This window comes from Pseudomonas sp. S49, assembly GCF_009866785.1.
GTDB lineage: Bacteria > Pseudomonadota > Gammaproteobacteria > Pseudomonadales > Pseudomonadaceae > Aquipseudomonas.
The window spans coordinates 267,496-285,504 of record NZ_CP019432.1; the positions used below are offsets into that span (position 1 = coordinate 267,496).

The window sequence follows — 18,009 nt, forward strand, 5'->3', positions numbered from 1 at the left end:
AAGATCAAAAGATCGCAGCCTGCGGCAGCTCCTACAGGAAAACATGGGGGGCGAACGGGCGAACGTTGAACCCTGTTCTAAGCTCACAGTCGTATCGTCACTTGCACGTTCGTACACAGGAAGGAGTCTGCATGGCGAGTCCCGGTTTGAAAACAGCGGTCATGCTGAGTCTGTTCACCTTGGTGACCGCATGCGGCGAGAAAAAAGCCCCTGAGGAATACCTGCCACGGGTCTTTGTACAAGAGGTCAAACCCACGGATTACGCGGCTTCGGTGACATTGACCGGTGACGTGCAGGCGCGCGTGCAGACCGAATTGTCGTTCCGCGTCGGCGGCAAGATCATCCAGCGTATGGTCGACGTCGGTGACCGGGTCACGGCCAAACAGGTGCTGGCCAAGCTCGACCCCAAGGATTTGCAGACTAACGTCGATTCGGCTCAAGCCCAGGTCGTCGCTGAACAAGCCCGGGTGAAACAAAGTGCGGCCGCCTTCGTGCGCCAGCAAAAACTCCTGCCCAAGGGCTACACCAGCCAGAGCGAATACGATTCCGCCCAAGCCGCGTTGCGCAGCAGCCAGAGCGCCTTGAGCGCGGCGCAGGCGCAATTGGCCAACGCCAAGGACCAGCTCAGCTATACCGCGCTGATCGCCGATGCCCCGGGGGTGATTACCGAGCGCCAAGCCGAAGTCGGCCAGGTCGTGCAGGCCACGGCGCCGATTTTTTCGTTGGCCCGCGATGGCGACCGTGACGCGGTGTTCAACGTCTACGAATCGCTGCTGGCCGAGCGTCCTGCGGATCCCTCGATCGTCGTCAGCCTGCTCGATAACCCTGCCATCAAAACCACCGGCACGGTGCGTGAAATCACCCCGGCGGTGTCGGCACAGTCCGGCACGGTGCAAGTCAAAGTCAGCCTCGACAGCCTGCCACAAGGGATGCAGCTGGGCTCGGTGGTCAGCGCCACGGCCAAGGGCAGCGGCAAGTCGGCAGTCGAATTGCCATGGTCGGCGCTGACCAAAAACATCAGTGATCCGGCGGTGTGGATGGTCGACGATAAAGGTGAAGCGCAGTTGCACAACGTGACCGTCGGCCGCTACCTGATCGGCAAGGTCATCATCAGCGAAGGCCTCAAGGGTGGGGAGAAAGTCATTGTCGCCGGTGGGCAGTTGTTGCATCCCGGCATGAAAGTCGAAATCGCTGAAAACACCTACAAGGATCTGCAGCCGGGAGCGCAGCCATGAAGCGTCTGGGACTGTTATCCGTGGGCGTGTTGCTGGCGGCCTGCTCGAAAAGCGAGCCACCTCCGGAGCCGGTACGTCCGGTGTTATCGGTCAAGGTTCAAGCGTTGAGCGAGGAAAGCCTCGGGCGTTTCGCCGGCAGCATCCAGGCGCGTTATGAAAGCAACACCGGTTTCCGCGTCGGTGGCCGCATCGCCAGCCGCAACGTCGATGTCGGAACCGAAGTGCAAAAGGGCACGCTGCTCGCCACCCTCGATCCATCTGATCAGCAAAACCAATTGCGTTCGGCCCAGGGCGACCTGGCCAAGGTTCAGGCGCAACTGATCAATGCCCAGGCCAATGCCCGCCGTCAGCAGGCACTGTTCGATCGTGGCGTAGGGGCGCAGGCACAACTGGACATCGCCACCACGGACTTGAAAACCACCCAGGCCTCGCTGGACCAGGCACGGGCGGCGGTCAATCAAAGCAAGGACCAGCTCGGCTACACCGAACTGCGTTCCGACCATAAAGCCGTGGTCACCGCGTGGAACGCCGAAGCCGGGCAAGTGGTGACGGCGGGCCAGCAGGTCGTGACTCTGGCGCAACCGGACATCAAGGAAGCGGTGATCGATCTGCCCGACACCCTGGTCGATCAGATTCCCTCCGACGTGGTGTTTCTGGTGGCCGGGCAACTCGACCCGAGCATCAACACCACGGCAACCCTTCGCGAGATCGAGCCGCAGGCGCAAAGCGCCACGCGTACTCGTCGCGCACGCCTGACGCTGGCCGAGACACCGGACGGTTTCCGCCTTGGCACGGCGATCAGCGTAACCCTCAGTTCAGCGATCAAACCGCGCATCGAATTGCCGGCTACCGCTGTGCAGGAGGTCGACGGCAAACCACGGATCTGGGTCATCGACACCCAGAGCAAAACCGTCAGCCCTCGCGACGTCAGCGTGATCAGCCGCACCGACAGCAGCGTGGTGCTCGCGGGCGGCGTGAAGAACGGCGAGCGCGTGGTCAGCGCCGGCGTCAACAGCCTCAAACCCGGACAATCGGTAAAACTTGACGAGGACAGTCAATGAAAGGCTCTTTCAACCTCTCCGAATGGGCCCTCAAGCATCAGTCATTCGTCTGGTACCTGATGTTCGTCGCGTTGCTGATGGGCGTGTTTTCGTACTTCAATCTGGGCCGCGAAGAAGACCCGTCGTTCACCATCAAAACCATGGTGATCCAGACCAAATGGCCGGGCGCGACCCAGGAAGAAACCCTCGCGCAGGTCACCGACCGCATCGAGAAAAAACTCGAAGAACTCGACTCCCTCGACTACGTGAAAAGTTACACGCGCCCCGGTGAATCGACGGTGTACGTGTACCTGCGCGACACCACCAGTGCCAAGGACATCCCGGAAATCTGGTACCAGGTGCGCAAGAAGATCGACGACATTCGCGGGCAGTTCCCCCAAGGTATTCAAGGGCCCGGGTTCAACGACGAGTTCGGTGATGTGTTCGGCTCGGTCTACGCCTTCACCGCCGACGGCCTGACCATGCGCCAGTTGCGCGATTACGTGGAACAGGCGCGGGCCGAGATCCGCAATGTACCGGGGCTGGGCAAGATCGAAATGATCGGCCAGCAGGACGAAGTGATTTATCTGAACTTCTCTACCCGCAAACTGGCGGCGTTGGGTATCGATCAGCGTCAGGTAGTGCAGAGCCTGCAATCGCAGAACGCCGTGACCCCGGCCGGTGTGATCGAGGCCGGCCCTGAGCGGATTTCCGTGCGCACTTCGGGGCAGTTCGCCTCGGAAAAAGACCTGGCCGAGGTCAATCTCAAGCTCAACGACCGTTTCTATCGTCTGGCTGACATCGCCGACATCACTCGCGGTTACACCGATCCGGCTACCCCGGAATTCCGCTTCGACGGCAAACCGGCCATCGGTCTGGCGATTGCCATGCAGAAGGGCGGCAACGTTCAGGAATTCGGCAAGGCGTTGCACCAGCGCATCGATGAACTGACCGCAGACTTGCCGGTTGGCGTGGGTGTACACACCGTGTCCGATCAGGCGGTGGTGGTGGAGGAGGCCGTTGGCGGCTTTACCAGCGCGCTGTTCGAAGCCGTGATCATCGTGCTGGTGGTGAGTTTTATCAGCCTCGGCGTGCGCGCCGGCCTGGTGGTGGCGTGCTCGATTCCGCTGGTGCTGGCGATGGTGTTTGTGTTCATGGAATACAGTGGCATCACCATGCAGCGGATTTCTCTCGGTGCCTTGATCATCGCCCTCGGCCTGTTGGTGGACGACGCGATGATCACCGTGGAGATGATGGTCACGCGCTTGGAAATGGGCGAGAGCAAGGAGGAGGCCGCGACGTACGCGTACACCTCAACGGCGTTCCCGATGCTAACGGGGACGCTGGTGACGGTCGCCGGTTTCGTGCCCATCGGCCTCAACGCCAGTTCCGCCGGTGAGTACACCTACACGCTGTTTGCGGTGATTGCCGTGGCCATGATTGTGTCGTGGATTGTCGCGGTGTTCTTCGCTCCGGTGATCGGCGTGCACATTCTCAGCGCCAACGTGAAACCCCATGAAGCCGAGCCGGGCCGCGTCGGGCGTGCGTTCAATGGCGGTCTGTTGTGGGCGATGCGCAATCGCTGGTGGGCGATCGGTATCACCGTGCTGCTGTTTGCCCTGTCGATTTTTTGCATGCGCTTTGTGCAGAACCAGTTCTTCCCGGCATCGGACCGTCCGGAAATTCTCGTCGACCTGAACCTGCCACAGAACGCCTCCATCGACGAAACACGCAAGGCCGTCGACAAGCTGGAAGAAACCCTCAAAGGCGACCCGGACATTGTGCGCTGGAGCACCTACATCGGTCAGGGCGCGATCCGTTTCTATCTGCCGCTCGACCAGCAATTGCAAAACCCGTACTACGCACAACTGGTGATCGTCAGCAAAGACTTCGAGGCCCGTGAGGCACTGAGTCAGCGTCTGCGCGAGCGCTTGCACAAGGACTTCGTCGGCATCGGCAGTTACGTCCAGGCGCTGGAAATGGGCCCGCCGGTGGGGCGGCCGATCCAGTACCGGGTCAGTGGCAAGGACATCGATCAAGTGCGCAAGCACGCCATCGATCTGGCCACCGAACTGGACAAGAATTCGCACATCGGCGAGATCATTTACGACTGGAACGAGCCGGGCAAAGTCCTGCGCATCGACATCGCCCAGGACAAGGCACGGCAGCTCGGGCTGTCCTCCGAAGACGTGGCGAACCTGATGAACAGTATTGTCAGTGGCGCGCCTCTGACCCAGGTCAACGACGACATCTACCTGATCAATGTGGTCGGCCGGGCGGTGAATTCGGAGCGCGGTACGCCGGAAACCCTGCAGAATCTGCAGATCGTTACGCCCAACGGCACATCGATTCCGTTACTGGCATTCGCCACTGTGCGCTATGAGCTGGAACAGCCGCTGGTGTGGCGTCGCGACCGTTTGCCGACCATCACCATCAAGGCTTCGGTGCGCGACGAGATCCAGCCGACCGATCTGGTGAAACTGCTCAAGCCGTCGATTGATGCCTTCGCTGACAAACTGCCAGTGGGCTACAAAGTCGCCACCGGCGGTACGGTCGAGGAAAGCGGCAAGGCGCAGGGGCCGATCGCCAAGGTCTTGCCGTTGATGCTGTTTTTGATGGCGACGTTCCTGATGATCCAGTTGCACAGCGTGCAGAAGATGTTCCTGGTGGCGAGTGTCGCGCCGCTGGGGCTGATCGGCGTGGTGTTGGCGCTGGTGCCGACCGGCACGCCGATGGGTTTCGTGGCGATTCTGGGGATTCTCGCGCTGATCGGCATCATCATCCGCAACTCGGTGATTCTGGTGACGCAGATCGATGAGTTCGAGAAGAAGGGCTATGCGCCGTGGGACGCGGTGGTCGAGGCGACCGAACATCGGCGTCGGCCGATCCTGCTGACCGCAGCGGCGGCGAGCATGGGCATGATCCCCATCGCCAGGGAAGTGTTCTGGGGGCCGATGGCGTACGCGATGATTGGTGGGATTGTCGTCGCGACGTTGTTGACGTTGTTGTTCCTGCCGGCGCTGTATGTGGCCTGGTACAAGATTCGCGAGCCGCAAAAGGGTGCCGCTTAAAAGCGAGTGCTGCGCACTCTATTCGCGAGCAGGCTCGCTCCCACAGTTGACCGAGTTGTCCAGGCGGACGCGGTCAACATGTGGGAGCGAGCCTGCTCGCGAAGGCGTCAGAACTGGCTATGCAGATTTACGCCAGACACTCGCCAACCAGGGCTGCTGCTCACGCGGCAGGCCCGCCGGGCGGTAGTAATGCTCAAGTTCGACAAACCCCGCGTCCGTCAGCAACCCTTGCCACGCCGCCAGATCGTGATACGAGCCATAACGCGGCCCGTTCCAGCCCTCACGATTATCCCCACGTGGATTGGAGCTGAACAACACTCCACCGGGTTTCAACGCGCCGTGCAATTGCTTCAATACCCGTGGCAATTCCTGCAACGGCACATGAAACAGCACCGCATTGGCAAAGATCCCGTCGAAACGTTCGGCCGGCAGATCCAGCCTCAGAAAGTCCTGCTGCAACACTTCACAGCCACTGTCTTCGCGGGCCATTCGCGCAAACTCTTGCGAACCATCCAGCCCGACGGCGATGTGACCCATGCGGGTAAACGTCTGCAAATCCCGTCCCGGCCCGCAGCCGAAATCCAGAATCGTCAACGGCGCCACACCTTGAATATGCCGCAGCAGCGCATCGATGTTCTGGCTGACATCGTGGTCGCGGGTGCCTTCACGAAAGTCTTCGGCCACCGAGTTGTAGTGGCCGAGGGTGGTCGCGGTGATCTGTTCGAGATCGTTGGGGGTCTGCTTCATGGTCGAGATACGCGGGCAGTTGGGATTCGCCGAATATACGCCATCGAGTTCGGGGCTGCTGCGCAGCCATTCGCGAGCAGGCTCGCTCCCACAGGGGAACACATTCCAAATGTGGGAGCGAGCCTGCTCGCGAAAGCGGTTTCAAGGGCGTGGCATGAATCCGGATGAGCTCAGCGCTTGTTCAAACCCCGCGCCAACCGATCCCCACCCAACTGAATCACCGCCACCAACGCCACCAGCAACACAATCACCGTCAACATGATCTGGCTGTCAAAGCGCTGATAGCCGTAGCGATAAGCGATATCCCCCAACCCACCGGCCCCAATCGCCCCGGCCATCGCCGAAGAGTTGATCATCGTCACCAGCGTAATCGTGAAACCGCCGACAATCCCCGGCAGCGCCTCCGGCAACAACACATGCCAGACAATGTGCCAACGCCGGCAACCCATCGCCTGCGCCGCCTCGATCAAGCCATGATCAACCTCGCGCAGACTCACTTCGGCAATCCGCGCAAAGAACGGCGTCGCCGCAATCGTCAGCGGCACGACGGCAGCCCAGACACCGTAGGTGGTGCCGACAATCAACCGGGTAAACGGAATCAGCGCGACCATCAGAATCAGAAACGGGATCGAGCGAAACAGGTTCACGAACGCGCCCAGGGCACGGTTGAGTGCCGGCGCTTCATAGATCCCGCCCTTGTCGCTGGTGACCAGGATCACCGCCATGGGAATCCCCACTAACAGCGCTATCAGTGACGACACGCCGACCATCAGGAACGTGTCGATAAAACCCTGCAACAAGCGATCAAACCACATAACCCACCACCTCCACTCGTTGCGCCCATGGTGCGGCGCGTTCGCGCAATTGCTCGGCTCCGAACGCTGAACCACTGACGGCCAGCAACAATTGCCCCAACGCATGCCCCTGAATCCGCTCCACACCACCCTGCAGTAGCTTCACCCGCCCACCCAGTGCGGCGAACAGTGCGGCCAGATCCGGCTCATCACTGGCGCTGCCGGTGAACTGCAAGCGCAGCACCACAGCGGCGTCGGAGGAGGGCGGCTGCTTCTGCAAACGGCTTTGCAACTCCTCCGGCAGCGCGTGTTGCAGCGGCGCGAGCAAGGTCTGGCTGACCTCGTGCTGCGGATTGCCGAACACTTCCCAGACCGGGCCTTGCTCGACCACCCGCCCGTGCTCAAGCACGACGACGCGATCGCAGATTTCGCGGATCACTGCCATCTCATGAGTAATCAGAACGATGGTCAGGCCCAGGCGTTTGTTGATCTCGCGCAGCAAGCCGAGGATCGACTGGGTGGTCTCCGGGTCGAGCGCTGAAGTGGCTTCGTCGCAGAGCAGAATATCCGGGTCATGCACCAGCGCGCGGGCGATGCCGACGCGCTGTTTCTGCCCGCCGGAAAGCTGCGCCGGATAAGCCTTGTGCTTCTCTTGCAGGCCGACCAGTTCGAGCAGTTCGCGCACCTTTTTTTCGCGTTGTGCTTTCGGGACACCCGCGACTTTCAGCGGCAATTCAACGTTCTGCCAAACGGTCTTGGCCGACATCAGATTGAAATGCTGAAAGATCATGCCGATGCGTCGGCGCAAACCGACGAGACGGTCTTCATCGAACTCGCCGATGTCGACCTGATCGATCAGCACTCGCCCCGAGGTTGGTTGTTCCAGACGATTGATCGTACGGATCAGCGATGACTTGCCAGCGCCGCTGCGGCCGATGATGCCGAACACTTCGCCGCGCTGAATGGCCAGATCGATGCCCTGCAACGCCGCGACCGGGCCTTGACGGCCGTTGTAGGTTTTACCCAAGCCGATGAAACGTACGTGGGCGCGATTCAACTCGGGGTGCAGTTCGGTTTTTTCAGCATTGTGTGGCTCTGGAATTTCCAGTCGCCGTTGGATCGCGGCCGTCATGCTCAGCTTTCCCAACCGGCTTGATACAGCTTGCCGTGAGCCTTATCCAGCGCAGCGCGAACGGCTGGTGAGTGCTGGTAGATGTCGACGAATTTGATCAGGCGCGGGTCGGTTTTGCTCTTCGGCTGGATGACGAACTGGATCACGTATTCCTTGTGGTCGAGACCGTCGAACAGCAGCGCCGAACCGGCATCGAAGGTCTTCGCCAGGCGGATGTAGGCCGGGTAGCCCTGGACCAGATCGGCGTCGTCGTAGGCGCGCACCAATTGCACGGCTTCGACCTGGAGGATTTTGATTTTCTTCGGGTTGGCGACGATGTCGTCTTCGGTAGCCTTGTAGCCGACGCCCGGTTTCAGCGTGATCAAACCAGCCTTGGCCAGCAGCTGCAAACCACGGCCACTGTTGATCGGGTCGTTGGCGATGGCGACGCTGGCGCCTTCTGGCAGCTCATCGAAGCTTTTGTATTTTTGCGAGTAGAGGCCGACGTTGTTGATGATCCCCGGGGCGAATGGCACCAGATCAAAACCCGACGCGGCTTTGGCGTTTTCGAGGAACGGAATGTGCTGGAAGTAGTTCACGTCGATGTCGCCGGCGGCGAGGCTGACGTTAGGCGCGATCCAGTCGGTGAACTCCACCAGCTCGACTTTCAGGCCTTGTTTGGACGCTTCTTCGACGGCGGCTTCCAGCGGAATGGCGAAGGCGGCGGTGGTGCCGATTTTCAGAGGAGCATCGGCGGCGAACACGGCCGAGCTGAACAGGCCGAGGGCCAGGGCCAGTGCTTTGACTGGGTGGGACAGGCGTTTTTTGGTCATGATGGTTTTTCCAGTCAGTGCATAAATTTGTGGTGTATTGGATGGCCTCTTCGCGAGCAGGCTCGCTCCCACAGGGGAAATGCATTCCAAATGTGGGAGCGAGCCTGCTCGCGAAGCTTTTAATGCCGGTACGACGATCCGGTGTGTTGTTCGGGCAACTGCGCCGCACCGTGAAACAGCTTCTCGCGCAAGCTGCCGTTGTCGTACGCGGTCTTGTACGACCCACGCCGCTGCAACTCGGGAATCACCAGCTCAATGAAATCGACGTAACTTTCCGGCGTAACAATCCGGGTCAGGTTGAAACCGTCGAGGCCGGTCTCGGCGATCCACGATTCCAGCTCATCCGCGACGTGCTCAGGCGAGCCGACCACGGTGATGTAGCGACCACCGAGGGCGTGCTGGTCGAGCAATTTGCGTCGGGTCCAGTCGTTGTTCTGCAGGTTCTTGGTAGCCGACTGGATCGCATTGCTCTTCACGTACTGGATCGGTTCGTCGATTTCGTACTGGGAAAAGTCGATGCCGGTCGACGCGGAAAAATGCGCTACGCCGGCCTCGGCGCTGGCGTAGCTCAGATACTCAGCGTGCTTGGCCCACGCGGCTTCTTCCGTCGCGCCGACGATGACGTTGAGGCCCATGAACACCTTGATGTCCTCAGGGTTGCGCCCCGCTTCAACCGCGCTGGCGCGGACCTTGTCGACTTGAACTTTGGTCGACGGCTTGTTCTGGCCGCTGATGAACACGCATTCGGCATGACGACCGGCGAAGAGCAATCCGCGATCGGAACTGCCGGCCTGAAACAGCACCGGCGTCCGCTGTGGCGAAGGCTCGCAGAGGTGATAACCCTCGACCTGATAGAACTCGCCCTTGTGCTCGACCTTGTGCACTTTCTGCGGCTGCGCATAGATGCGCTGTTCGCGATCATTGAGCACCGCGCCGTTTTCCCAACTGCCTTCCCAGAGCTTGTAGAGCACTTCCAGGTACTCGTCGGCCTGATCGTAGCGACGGTCGTGTTCGACTTGTTCGCTGAGGCCCATGGCTTTGGCGGCGCTGTCGAGGTAGCCGGTGACGATGTTCCAGCCCACGCGACCACGGCTCAGATGATCGAGCGTGGACATGCGTCGAGCGAACAGATAGGGCGGCTCGTAGGTGAGATTGGCAGTCAGGCCGAAACCAAGGTTTTTGGTCACGGCGGCCATGGCTGAAACCAGCAGCAATGGATCGTTGACCGGCAACTGGATCGACTCTTTCAGCGGGACATCGACCGAGTTCTGATAGACGTCGTACACACCAACGATGTCGGCGATGAACAAGCCGTCGAACAGTCCGCGCTCCAGCAACTGCGCCAGTTCCGTCCAGTATTCGAGGGTGTTGTAGCGCGTCGAGGTGTCGCGCGGGTGCGTCCACAGACCATGGTTGATGTGGCCGATGCAGTTCATGTTGAACGCGTTGAGCAGGATCTTCTTTTTCGCGGCGCTCATCAGATCGTCCCTCGCAACGGAGGGTTTTCATCGTTGAGGTAATAGTTGCCCACCGCGTGATATTTCCAGCGCACCGGGTCGTGCAAGGTGTGCACGCGGGCGTTGCGCCAGTGGCGGTCGAGGCCGTGTTCGATCAGGGTCGCCTGGCTGCCGGCCAGTTCGAACAGCGTGCTGCCGGCGGCCAAAGAGATTTCAGTGCTGATCGCCCGTGCTTCGGCAACGGCAATCGACGCGGCGGCAACGGTATCGGCGTTGGTCTCGGCTTGTGCGGCATCGAGGAACTCACCGGCACGCTCAAGCAGGGCTTCGGTAGCGTGCAGGCGAATGCTCAAGTGACCAAAGCTCTTCAACGTCAGCGGATCTTCGGTAGCTTTGTCGTTACCGGAATCGATCCACGGGCGCGTCTTGCTGCGCACAAAATGCAGCGCATCCTCGTAAGCAGCCCGGGCGATGCCGGTGTCGATGGCGGCGTGAAGGATCTGCGCCAGCGGGCCAACGGTAGTCGGACGTTCAAATGCGCTCTGGAAGGGGATGACGTCTTCGGCGGCGACATACACATCTTCGAACACCACCGAACCGCTGCCGGTGGTGCGCTGACCGAAGCCGCTCCAGTCGTCGATCACGGTCAGGCCTTTGCTGTCACGCGGGACGAAGGCAAGTTGCTGCACACCGCTTTCATCAACCACGGAAGTCGGAATGCGCTGGGCGTAAATCGCCCCGGTCGAGTAAAACTTGCGGCCATTGATGCGATAGCCTTCACCGTCGCGTTTGAGGCTGGTAACGCGGTCGTGAGCCGTTTTGGTGCCCAGTTCTGCCAGGGCATTGCCGAAGCGTTGGCCGGCGAGAACCTCGGCGTACAGCCGTTGTTTTTGCGCATGGCTGCCGTTTACGCGCAGCACTTCCAATGCATAAAAATGATTTTGCGGAATCTGTCCGAGCGAGCCGTCGGCCTGGGCGATCAAGGCGATGACTTTGGCCAACGTCACGTTGGACACGCCAGCGCCGCCGTACTCCTTCGGTACGCTGATGCCCCACAAACCGGAGCGGGAAAATACATCGAGTTCCGGCAGCGGCAGGCGACGTTCACGATCGCGCAGAGCGCTGTCGCGTTTGAAATCTTCGGCCAGGTCGCTGGCGACGATCAGGGCTTGCTCATCGCTGGTGATGACCGCGACGTGATGGGAAAGCGTCATGTTTTTCTCCAGATGTCTGGTTGTCTCAGATCCAGGAATGGCGAGCCGGTAAAGTGCCGTTGAGGCGATAGGCGCCGACCGCGTGATATTTCCAGCGCACCGGGTCGTGCAACGTATGCACGCGGGCATTACGCCAATGGCGGTCGAGATTGAATTCGGCGAGGGTCGCGCGGCTGCCGGCCAGTTCGAAAAGCTTCTCGCTGGCGAGCAAAGAAATTTCGGTGGTGAGCACTTTCGCTTCAGCCACAGCAATCGAGGCGCGGGCGGCGGATTCGGCAGTGAGCGGTGCGGCGTGCACTTGATCCAGGACTTTGCCAGCCTTGCGCAACAGCGCTTCGGCGGCGTGCAGTTCGATTTTCAGTTTGCCGATGTCGGCGATCACGTAGAGGTCATCGCTGGCGCGCTCAACCTTGGCGTCGATCCATGGCCGTGCGCGGGTTTTGACAAACTCAATGGCGTCGTCGATAGCGCCACGGGCGATGCCGGCGTCGATCGCGGCTTGAATCAGCTGCGACACCGCGCCTTGGGTATTCGGGACTTCGTTGATCTTCCAGTTGTCGACCACCAGGTTCGACTCGACACGCACGTTGTTCAGCAAAATCGTGCCGCTGGCGGTGGTGCGCTGACCGAAGCCCGACCAGTCATCAACAATACGCAAACCCGGCGTACCGCGACGAACGAAGGCCAGCACTTGCTTGCCGTCATCGTTGAGTGCCTTGACCGCAACCCAATGCGCAAACAGCGCGCCAGTGGAGTAGAACTTCTGGCCGTTGATCACGTAATCATCGCCATCGGCGGTGATTCGCGCTTTCAGTTCCAGGGTGTTTTTGGTGCCGCGTTCCGGGCCGGCATTGCCGATGCGCCAGCCTTCCAGAACACTCTGGAACAACTGCTTTTTCTGCGCTTCGGTGGCGCTGCCAAGCACCAGATTGATGATGCCGAACTGGTTCTGCGGAATTTGTCCCAGTGCCGGATCGGCTGCAGAAATAATCGCAAAAACCTCGGCCAGTGTGACGAACGAAACTTGTGGCCCACCGTATTCGCGCGGGATGGCGATGCTGCCTAATCCGCTGCGGGTGAACTGTTCGATTTCCGACCACGGCAGCTTGCGCTGACGGTCGCGTTTGGCGGCCTGCACGCGGGCGACTTGCGCCAGCTCATGGGCGGCCTTGATGGCTTGGGCGTCGTTGCGCAAGACCTGCGCGGGCAACAACAACGGGGCGATGTCCAGATCCGACTGGACGTTTGCGTCTGCCAGACTGGACATCAGTGTCGCTCCTTGGCTGCACGCAATGCCCTGGCGATCTGCACTGGGGTGATTGTGTTCCGGACCATACTGCCTACCTCACATCTCATGAAAAACGCCGCAAAAGTGCGGCGAACGAATGAATGTCCGGTGGTCCGGTTCATATACCCTAAGCGTGTATAAATATTAAATAAACTAACTTTTAGGAATATGCATAGAAGGGGTGATGGTCGGATTGGTTAAGCGTTTTCAGGTGAGGGGGCTGAACCCCCATCACCGGCAAAGCACATCAGTCCTTGCGCGATTCGGCTGCCTTGAGTTCCTGCCTCAAAGGGACTGTCAGATAAGGATTTACGCAGCCGATCTTCAAGGTGCGTGGCGGCGCCCAGCGTGAGTTGTTGCCGACCCGATCGAGAATGCAATACGTCACGTCCAGGCGCAGATCCTCGCCGGCTTCGACAATCACCGACGGCGGTACCCAGACCTGAATCGGCAACCCGACATCCGCTGCGGTGATCGGCGCCAGATCCATGCGTACATCGCCCCAGCGCAAGGTAATGGCGTCGTCCTCGGCCATGTTCAGGTATGGCTCGATGGTCAGCGGCACGCCGCGTTTGATCTGATTCGGGTTCACGCCCTGGCGGCGAATCGCGTCGGGGATTGTCACGGGAGCCAGTTGCTGGTTTTCATCCGCGCTCAGCGCTGAAGGCTGCCCACCGGGGCAGTCCAGTTTGACTTGCACTCGCGTCGCCGCCGAAAACGCCGGACCCTGACCGACCTGCATCACCCGGTAGTGAATGCGCGCGGTGCCGTTGGCGATGAAACTCTCCGGAACCCGCAGGCTGACTGCCGTGCCGACGTCATCGGTCGTCAGCACTCTGGAAGCGACATAGCATTTATTCCAGAACAGCTCGATGAGGTCGCCGCTATCCATTTCGGGATAGGGCGACACCTCGATCTGCAGATGGGCGGCGGCGGCCAGATTGATGCCGGTTTTTTGCGCTGGCGCGAGAATCGGCGCTGCCAGCTCGGGGGTGTGCGAAGTACGGGTCATCGATTTCTCTCCTTGAAGCCTTGCAGCGAAGTCCGTTTCTGAAAGAACAAAAGGCGTGAATAAACTGGCAATAAAACGTTAACTTTTATTCAAGTTGAATACGGGGTTGTTGAACTAAGTGGTGCCGGTCGTCGACTAGATAAGAGTGTGTTGGAGGGGGTGTCAATAGACGATATTAGTTAATCGTTGAATTACGAATTAATCAGAAGTTTCCTACGCTGCTGTGGCTGTATGCCTAGGAGCTAGCGCGAAAAAGACCACGGAACGTGCGGCTTTTTGGGGCATTTTGCGCTGATTTATTCGAATGCTGTTATGTCGGGTGATGCGGGGGTCAGGCAGGTATTATCTGTTGCAGAACATATATAGGTAGCGCAGGGAATAAGTTTTTCTGAAAGGGGGCATGTGTGGAAGAGTTTTATAAAAGGTGACTTCCATCCTTGGAAGTTACCCATAACGCAATAAAGTTCTCAGGCGTGATTGAGGAACTTGCTGAGAAACTGTTGAGTGCGTTCTTCTTTCGGGTTGGCAAACAACGCTTTCGCTTCGCCTTGCTCGACGATCACGCCTTTGTCGAAAAACACCACACGGTTGGCCACGTCGCGAGCAAAGCCCATTTCGTGAGTAACGATGACCATGGTGCGTTTTTCTTCGGCGAGACCGCGAATGGTCGCCAGTACTTCGCCGACCAGTTCCGGGTCGAGGGCCGAAGTCGGTTCGTCGAACAGAATCACTTCCGGCTCCATCGCCAGCGCCCGGGCAATCGCCACGCGCTGTTGCTGACCACCAGAGAGACGACGCGGATAAGCGTCTTCCTTACCGGCGAGTCCGACCTTGGCCATCAGCTTTTTGCCCAACGCAATTGCCTCGTCGCGCGGCATCTTCTTGACCACGATCGGGCCTTCGATGACGTTTTCCAGTGCGGTGCGATGCGGGAACAGGTTGAAGTTCTGAAACACGAAGCCAACGTGCTGGCGCAGGTTGCGCACCAGACTCTGCTGCTGGTTCAGCGGGCGGCTGGTATCGATTTCGATATCGCCGACCTTGATCCGGCCGCTGGTGGGTTGTTCAAGGAAATTCAGGCAGCGCAGGAACGTCGTTTTCCCCGAGCCGCTGGGGCCGATGATCGCGACGACTTCGCCTTCCTTGACCTCCAGGTCGATGCCGTCAAGCACGACCTGACCCTTGAATTGCTTGGTCAGTTTTTCCACGACAATCATCGTCAGGACTCCTGGTCGTGCCGATTGACCCGCTCTTCCAGCTTGTTCTGGAAGTGCGAGAGCACCGTGGCCAGAATCCAGTAGATCAGCGCGGCGGCAAGATACATGGTGAAGACTTCGAAAGTCCGGGCGGTAATCAACTGCGCTTGACGGAACAGCTCCGGCACTTGAATGGTAGCGGCCAGCGCCGTGTCCTTGACCAGCGAGATGAAGCTGTTGCCCAGCGGCGGCAACGCCGTGCGCATCGCTTGCGGCAGGATGGCTCGGCGCAAGGTTTGCGCGCGGGTCATGCCGATGCTCGCAGCCGCTTCCCACTGACCACGTTCGATCGAACCGATCGCGGCGCGGAGGATTTCACAGGCGTAAGCGGCCATGTTCAGCGAGAAGCCGATCAGCGCCGCTGGCAGCGGATCCAGTTCGATCCCCAGTTGCGGGAAGCCGTAATAGATCACGAACAGTTGCACCAGCAACGGCGTCCCGCGAAAGAACGACACGTAGACGCGCGCCAGCCAGCTCACCGATTTGAAGCGCGACAAGCGCATCAGCGCCAGGCCAAAGCCGAGCAGCAAGCCGAAGAACATCCCGCCGAGGCTGAGGACTACCGTGTAGTACGCGCCCTTGAGCAGAAAGGGGGCGGAGTCCAGCAACAGCGCCGATGTCTCGGCGATTTGCTGGCTCAACTGCGGGAAGTGCGCTTCGAATTGAAATCCAACTTCCATTATTTAGTGACGTCTGCGTTGAAGTACTTCTCGGACAGCTTCTTCAAAGTGCCGTCTGCACGCAGTTCGTCGATGGCCTTGTTCACGGCAGCCAGCAGTTCCGGCTCACCTTTACGCAGGGCAACACCAGCTTCCTGACGCGAGAAAGCTTCGCCGGCGGCCACGGTTTTCGGGGCTTTCTTGGCGTATTCCAGTGCAGCCAGACGGTCGATCAGGATGGCGTCAGTACGGCCGTTGTTCAGGTCAGCGAACTTGGTCGGATCATCGTCATAAGTACGGACGTCAGCGCCCGGCACGTTGGCGCGAACCCATTGTTCGTAGTTGGTGCCCAGGCCGACACCGACTTTCTTGCCGGACAGGTCAGCGGCGGTCTTGATGTTCAGTGCGGACTCTTTGCTCTTCAGCACCAGCGCCTGAATCCCGGAAACGGTGTACGGCTCGGAGAAGTCATACTTCTTTTTGCGCTCGTCGGAGATGGTCACCTGGTTGACCACGACGTCCAGACGCTTGGATTCCAGCGCGGCGAGGATGCCATCCCACTTGGTCGGCTGGATCTTCGCTTTGACGCCAAGTTTCTGCGCCAGTGCTTCTGAGAGCTCGACTTCGAAACCCGACAGCTTGCCGTCGGCATCGACGAAGCTGAACGGTGGGTAAGTGCCTTCCAGGCCGACGTTGATAACGCCTTTGTCCTTGATCTGTTGCAGCTGTTCACCGGCCACTGCCTGGCCGATCAGACCGGCGCTCAGCGCCAGGCCCAGCGAACCCACCAGCAGATTGCGACGTAGTGCGGAAAAATTCATGACGAGCCCCTGTGTTTTCTTATGGAAGACGCTTAAGGAAAGTTGGCGAATTTATGATTTTCGACGACAGCGCTATCCTGCCTTAAAGCAGCTTATGCGTCTCTCGCGAAATTCGCCTGCGGCGAGACTATAAGATGTCTTCTTTAGACTTGAAAATACTTAATAATTGAAATGTTATTCTTAATTAGAATATGAGGTTCGTTCCCATGCTCTGCGTGGGAATGCCTCTAGGGACGCTCCGCGTTCCAGCTCTCGAAGGGACGCAGAGCGTCTCGGGCTGCATTCCCACGCAGAGCGTGGGAACGATCAGTCAGAGGAAATCCTTGTAGGCAAATAGCGCCGGCGCGCCGCCGGTGTGCAGGAAGATGATCGGGCCTTCATTGAAGCGCTGACGGCCGATACCATCGAGTAACCCAGCCATGGCCTTGCCGGTGTACACCGGATCGAGCAACACCGCTTCCTGGCTCGCCAGCAACTTCACCGCCGCCAACGTCCCGGCATTCGGCTCGCCATAACGCGGGCCGAAATATTCATCCCACAACTCGACCTTGAAACTGGCCGGCAGCTCGACGCCGAGCAGATCCGCCGTGCGTTCCGCCAGGCTCTGAACCTTCGGCCGCTGATTTTCTTCACTGCGCGAAACCGTCACGCCAATCACCGGCAATTGCGGCAGCACTTCAGCCAGGGCCAAGGCCAGACCACTGTGAGTTCCGGCGCTGCCGGAGGCTAGAACCACTGCGGCGAAATCCAGACCGGTGTCCTTGATCTGCTCAGCCAGTTCCAGACCGGCGCGCACGTAGCCCAGCGCACCGAGCGCATTCGAACCACCGATCGGCACGAGATACGGTTTCTTCCCATTGCTGCGCAAACGCACGGCGAGGGCGGCGAGTTGTTCGTCGGCGTTGTCGAGGTTGTCGACCAGTTCGACTTTGGTGTCGAACAGATCCAGCAGCAGGCGGTTGCCGTTGCCGGTGTAGTTGCTGTTGTCGGTGCCCAATGGGTTTTCCAGCAGCGCCACGCAACCCAGGCCCAATTTGGCGGCGAGTGCGGCGGTCTGGCGAACGTGGTTCGACTGCAGCGCACCGGCGGTGATCAGCGTGTCGGCGCCTTGCGCGAGAGCGTCGGCGGCGAGGTATTCGAGTTTGCGCAATTTGTTGCCGCCCATGGCCAGCGGCGTCAGGTCATCGCGCTTGATGTACACCTCGCGGCCGAGCCAGGTGGACAGCCGTTCGAGTTTTTCCAGCGGCGTCGGGTGGTTGAGCAGGTCGAGGCGGGCAAAGCGGTCAAGCTGTTGTTTAATCATGGGTCCGTACTGGCGGAGAAAGATGAAAGGACTATAGGCACGCGCTTTTGCAGGGGCAACCGCCAATCGCTTATAGCCAAATCGACTGAGCCCAGCACTATCGGTTCTTAATTCGCCTTCGCGAGCATGCCGTAAAGTAGGCGCCGTTAACGCGGCCAGACAGTCCGG

General features: G+C 59.6%; 15 protein-coding genes. 3 read left to right on the forward strand and 12 right to left on the reverse strand.

Features of this window, described 5'->3' with window-relative positions:
- Nucleotides 1-131: 131 nt before the first annotated feature.
- The 3 genes from PspS49_RS01165 to PspS49_RS01175 are packed head-to-tail and all read left to right on the forward strand — an operon-like array spanning nucleotide 132 to nucleotide 5,346.
- Nucleotides 132-1,235, forward strand: a complete 1,104-nt coding sequence (locus PspS49_RS01165; RefSeq protein ID WP_007918719.1) for an efflux RND transporter periplasmic adaptor subunit — start codon at nucleotides 132-134, stop codon at nucleotides 1,233-1,235.
- On the forward strand, nucleotides 1,232-2,296 hold the full coding sequence (locus tag PspS49_RS01170) for an efflux RND transporter periplasmic adaptor subunit (RefSeq protein ID WP_127925420.1): 1,065 nt from the start codon (nucleotides 1,232-1,234) through the stop codon (nucleotides 2,294-2,296). The genes PspS49_RS01165 and PspS49_RS01170 overlap by 4 nt, the downstream gene beginning before the upstream one ends.
- Entirely contained in the window at nucleotides 2,293-5,346 is a 3,054-nt protein-coding gene (locus PspS49_RS01175; protein ID WP_160037804.1) for an efflux RND transporter permease subunit, read from the forward strand. The genes PspS49_RS01170 and PspS49_RS01175 overlap by 4 nt, the downstream gene beginning before the upstream one ends.
- A gap of 117 nt (nucleotides 5,347-5,463) precedes the next feature.
- Here the strand turns inward: PspS49_RS01175 and PspS49_RS01180 are convergent, their stop codons facing one another.
- The 12 genes from PspS49_RS01180 to PspS49_RS01235 form a co-directional block, all read right to left on the reverse strand.
- Nucleotides 5,464-6,093: a class I SAM-dependent methyltransferase gene (locus PspS49_RS01180; RefSeq protein ID WP_160037806.1), complete on the reverse strand. Its 630-nt coding sequence runs from the start codon at nucleotides 6,091-6,093 to the stop codon at nucleotides 5,464-5,466.
- Between the two features lie 170 nt (nucleotides 6,094-6,263).
- A complete protein-coding gene (locus PspS49_RS01185; RefSeq protein ID WP_160037808.1) occupies nucleotides 6,264-6,908 on the reverse strand; it encodes a methionine ABC transporter permease in 645 nt (214 codons plus the stop codon).
- A complete protein-coding gene (locus PspS49_RS01190; protein ID WP_160037810.1) occupies nucleotides 6,898-8,019 on the reverse strand; it encodes an ATP-binding cassette domain-containing protein in 1,122 nt (373 codons plus the stop codon). Before PspS49_RS01190 ends, PspS49_RS01185 begins: the two co-directional genes overlap by 11 nt.
- Before the next feature lie 2 nt (nucleotides 8,020-8,021).
- Nucleotides 8,022-8,831, reverse strand: a complete 810-nt coding sequence (locus PspS49_RS01195) for a MetQ/NlpA family ABC transporter substrate-binding protein (protein ID WP_160037812.1) — start codon at nucleotides 8,829-8,831, stop codon at nucleotides 8,022-8,024.
- Between the two features lie 119 nt (nucleotides 8,832-8,950).
- On the reverse strand, nucleotides 8,951-10,309 hold the full coding sequence (locus PspS49_RS01200) for an LLM class flavin-dependent oxidoreductase (protein ID WP_150775765.1): 1,359 nt from the start codon (nucleotides 10,307-10,309) through the stop codon (nucleotides 8,951-8,953).
- Complete coding sequence (locus tag PspS49_RS01205) at nucleotides 10,309-11,502, reverse strand: SfnB family sulfur acquisition oxidoreductase (protein WP_160037814.1); 1,194 nt, start codon at nucleotides 11,500-11,502, stop codon at nucleotides 10,309-10,311. The genes PspS49_RS01200 and PspS49_RS01205 overlap by 1 nt, the downstream gene beginning before the upstream one ends.
- Before the next feature lie 25 nt (nucleotides 11,503-11,527).
- Nucleotides 11,528-12,769: an SfnB family sulfur acquisition oxidoreductase gene (locus tag PspS49_RS01210; protein WP_160037816.1), complete on the reverse strand. Its 1,242-nt coding sequence runs from the start codon at nucleotides 12,767-12,769 to the stop codon at nucleotides 11,528-11,530.
- A gap of 268 nt (nucleotides 12,770-13,037) precedes the next feature.
- The gene (locus tag PspS49_RS01215) at nucleotides 13,038-13,802 is read right to left on the reverse strand and encodes a hypothetical protein (protein ID WP_160037818.1); all 765 of its coding nucleotides are present in this window, start codon (nucleotides 13,800-13,802) and stop codon (nucleotides 13,038-13,040) included.
- A 467-nt stretch (nucleotides 13,803-14,269) separates the two neighbouring features.
- Nucleotides 14,270-15,019 carry an L-cystine ABC transporter ATP-binding protein TcyN gene (tcyN, locus tag PspS49_RS01220; protein WP_150750219.1) on the reverse strand — a complete coding sequence of 250 codons (750 nt, stop codon included), beginning with the start codon at nucleotides 15,017-15,019 and terminating at the stop codon, nucleotides 14,270-14,272.
- A 2-nt stretch (nucleotides 15,020-15,021) separates the two neighbouring features.
- Nucleotides 15,022-15,738: a cystine ABC transporter permease gene (tcyL, locus tag PspS49_RS01225; RefSeq protein WP_224790092.1), complete on the reverse strand. Its 717-nt coding sequence runs from the start codon at nucleotides 15,736-15,738 to the stop codon at nucleotides 15,022-15,024.
- On the reverse strand, nucleotides 15,738-16,538 hold the full coding sequence (gene tcyJ, locus PspS49_RS01230; protein ID WP_127925431.1) for a cystine ABC transporter substrate-binding protein: 801 nt from the start codon (nucleotides 16,536-16,538) through the stop codon (nucleotides 15,738-15,740). Before tcyJ ends, tcyL begins: the two co-directional genes overlap by 1 nt.
- 310 nt (nucleotides 16,539-16,848) lie before the next feature.
- Nucleotides 16,849-17,841 (reverse strand): D-cysteine desulfhydrase, encoded by a 993-nt coding sequence (locus tag PspS49_RS01235; RefSeq protein WP_160037820.1) that lies wholly within the window; start codon nucleotides 17,839-17,841, stop codon nucleotides 16,849-16,851.
- Between the last annotated feature and the right edge of the window lie 168 nt (nucleotides 17,842-18,009).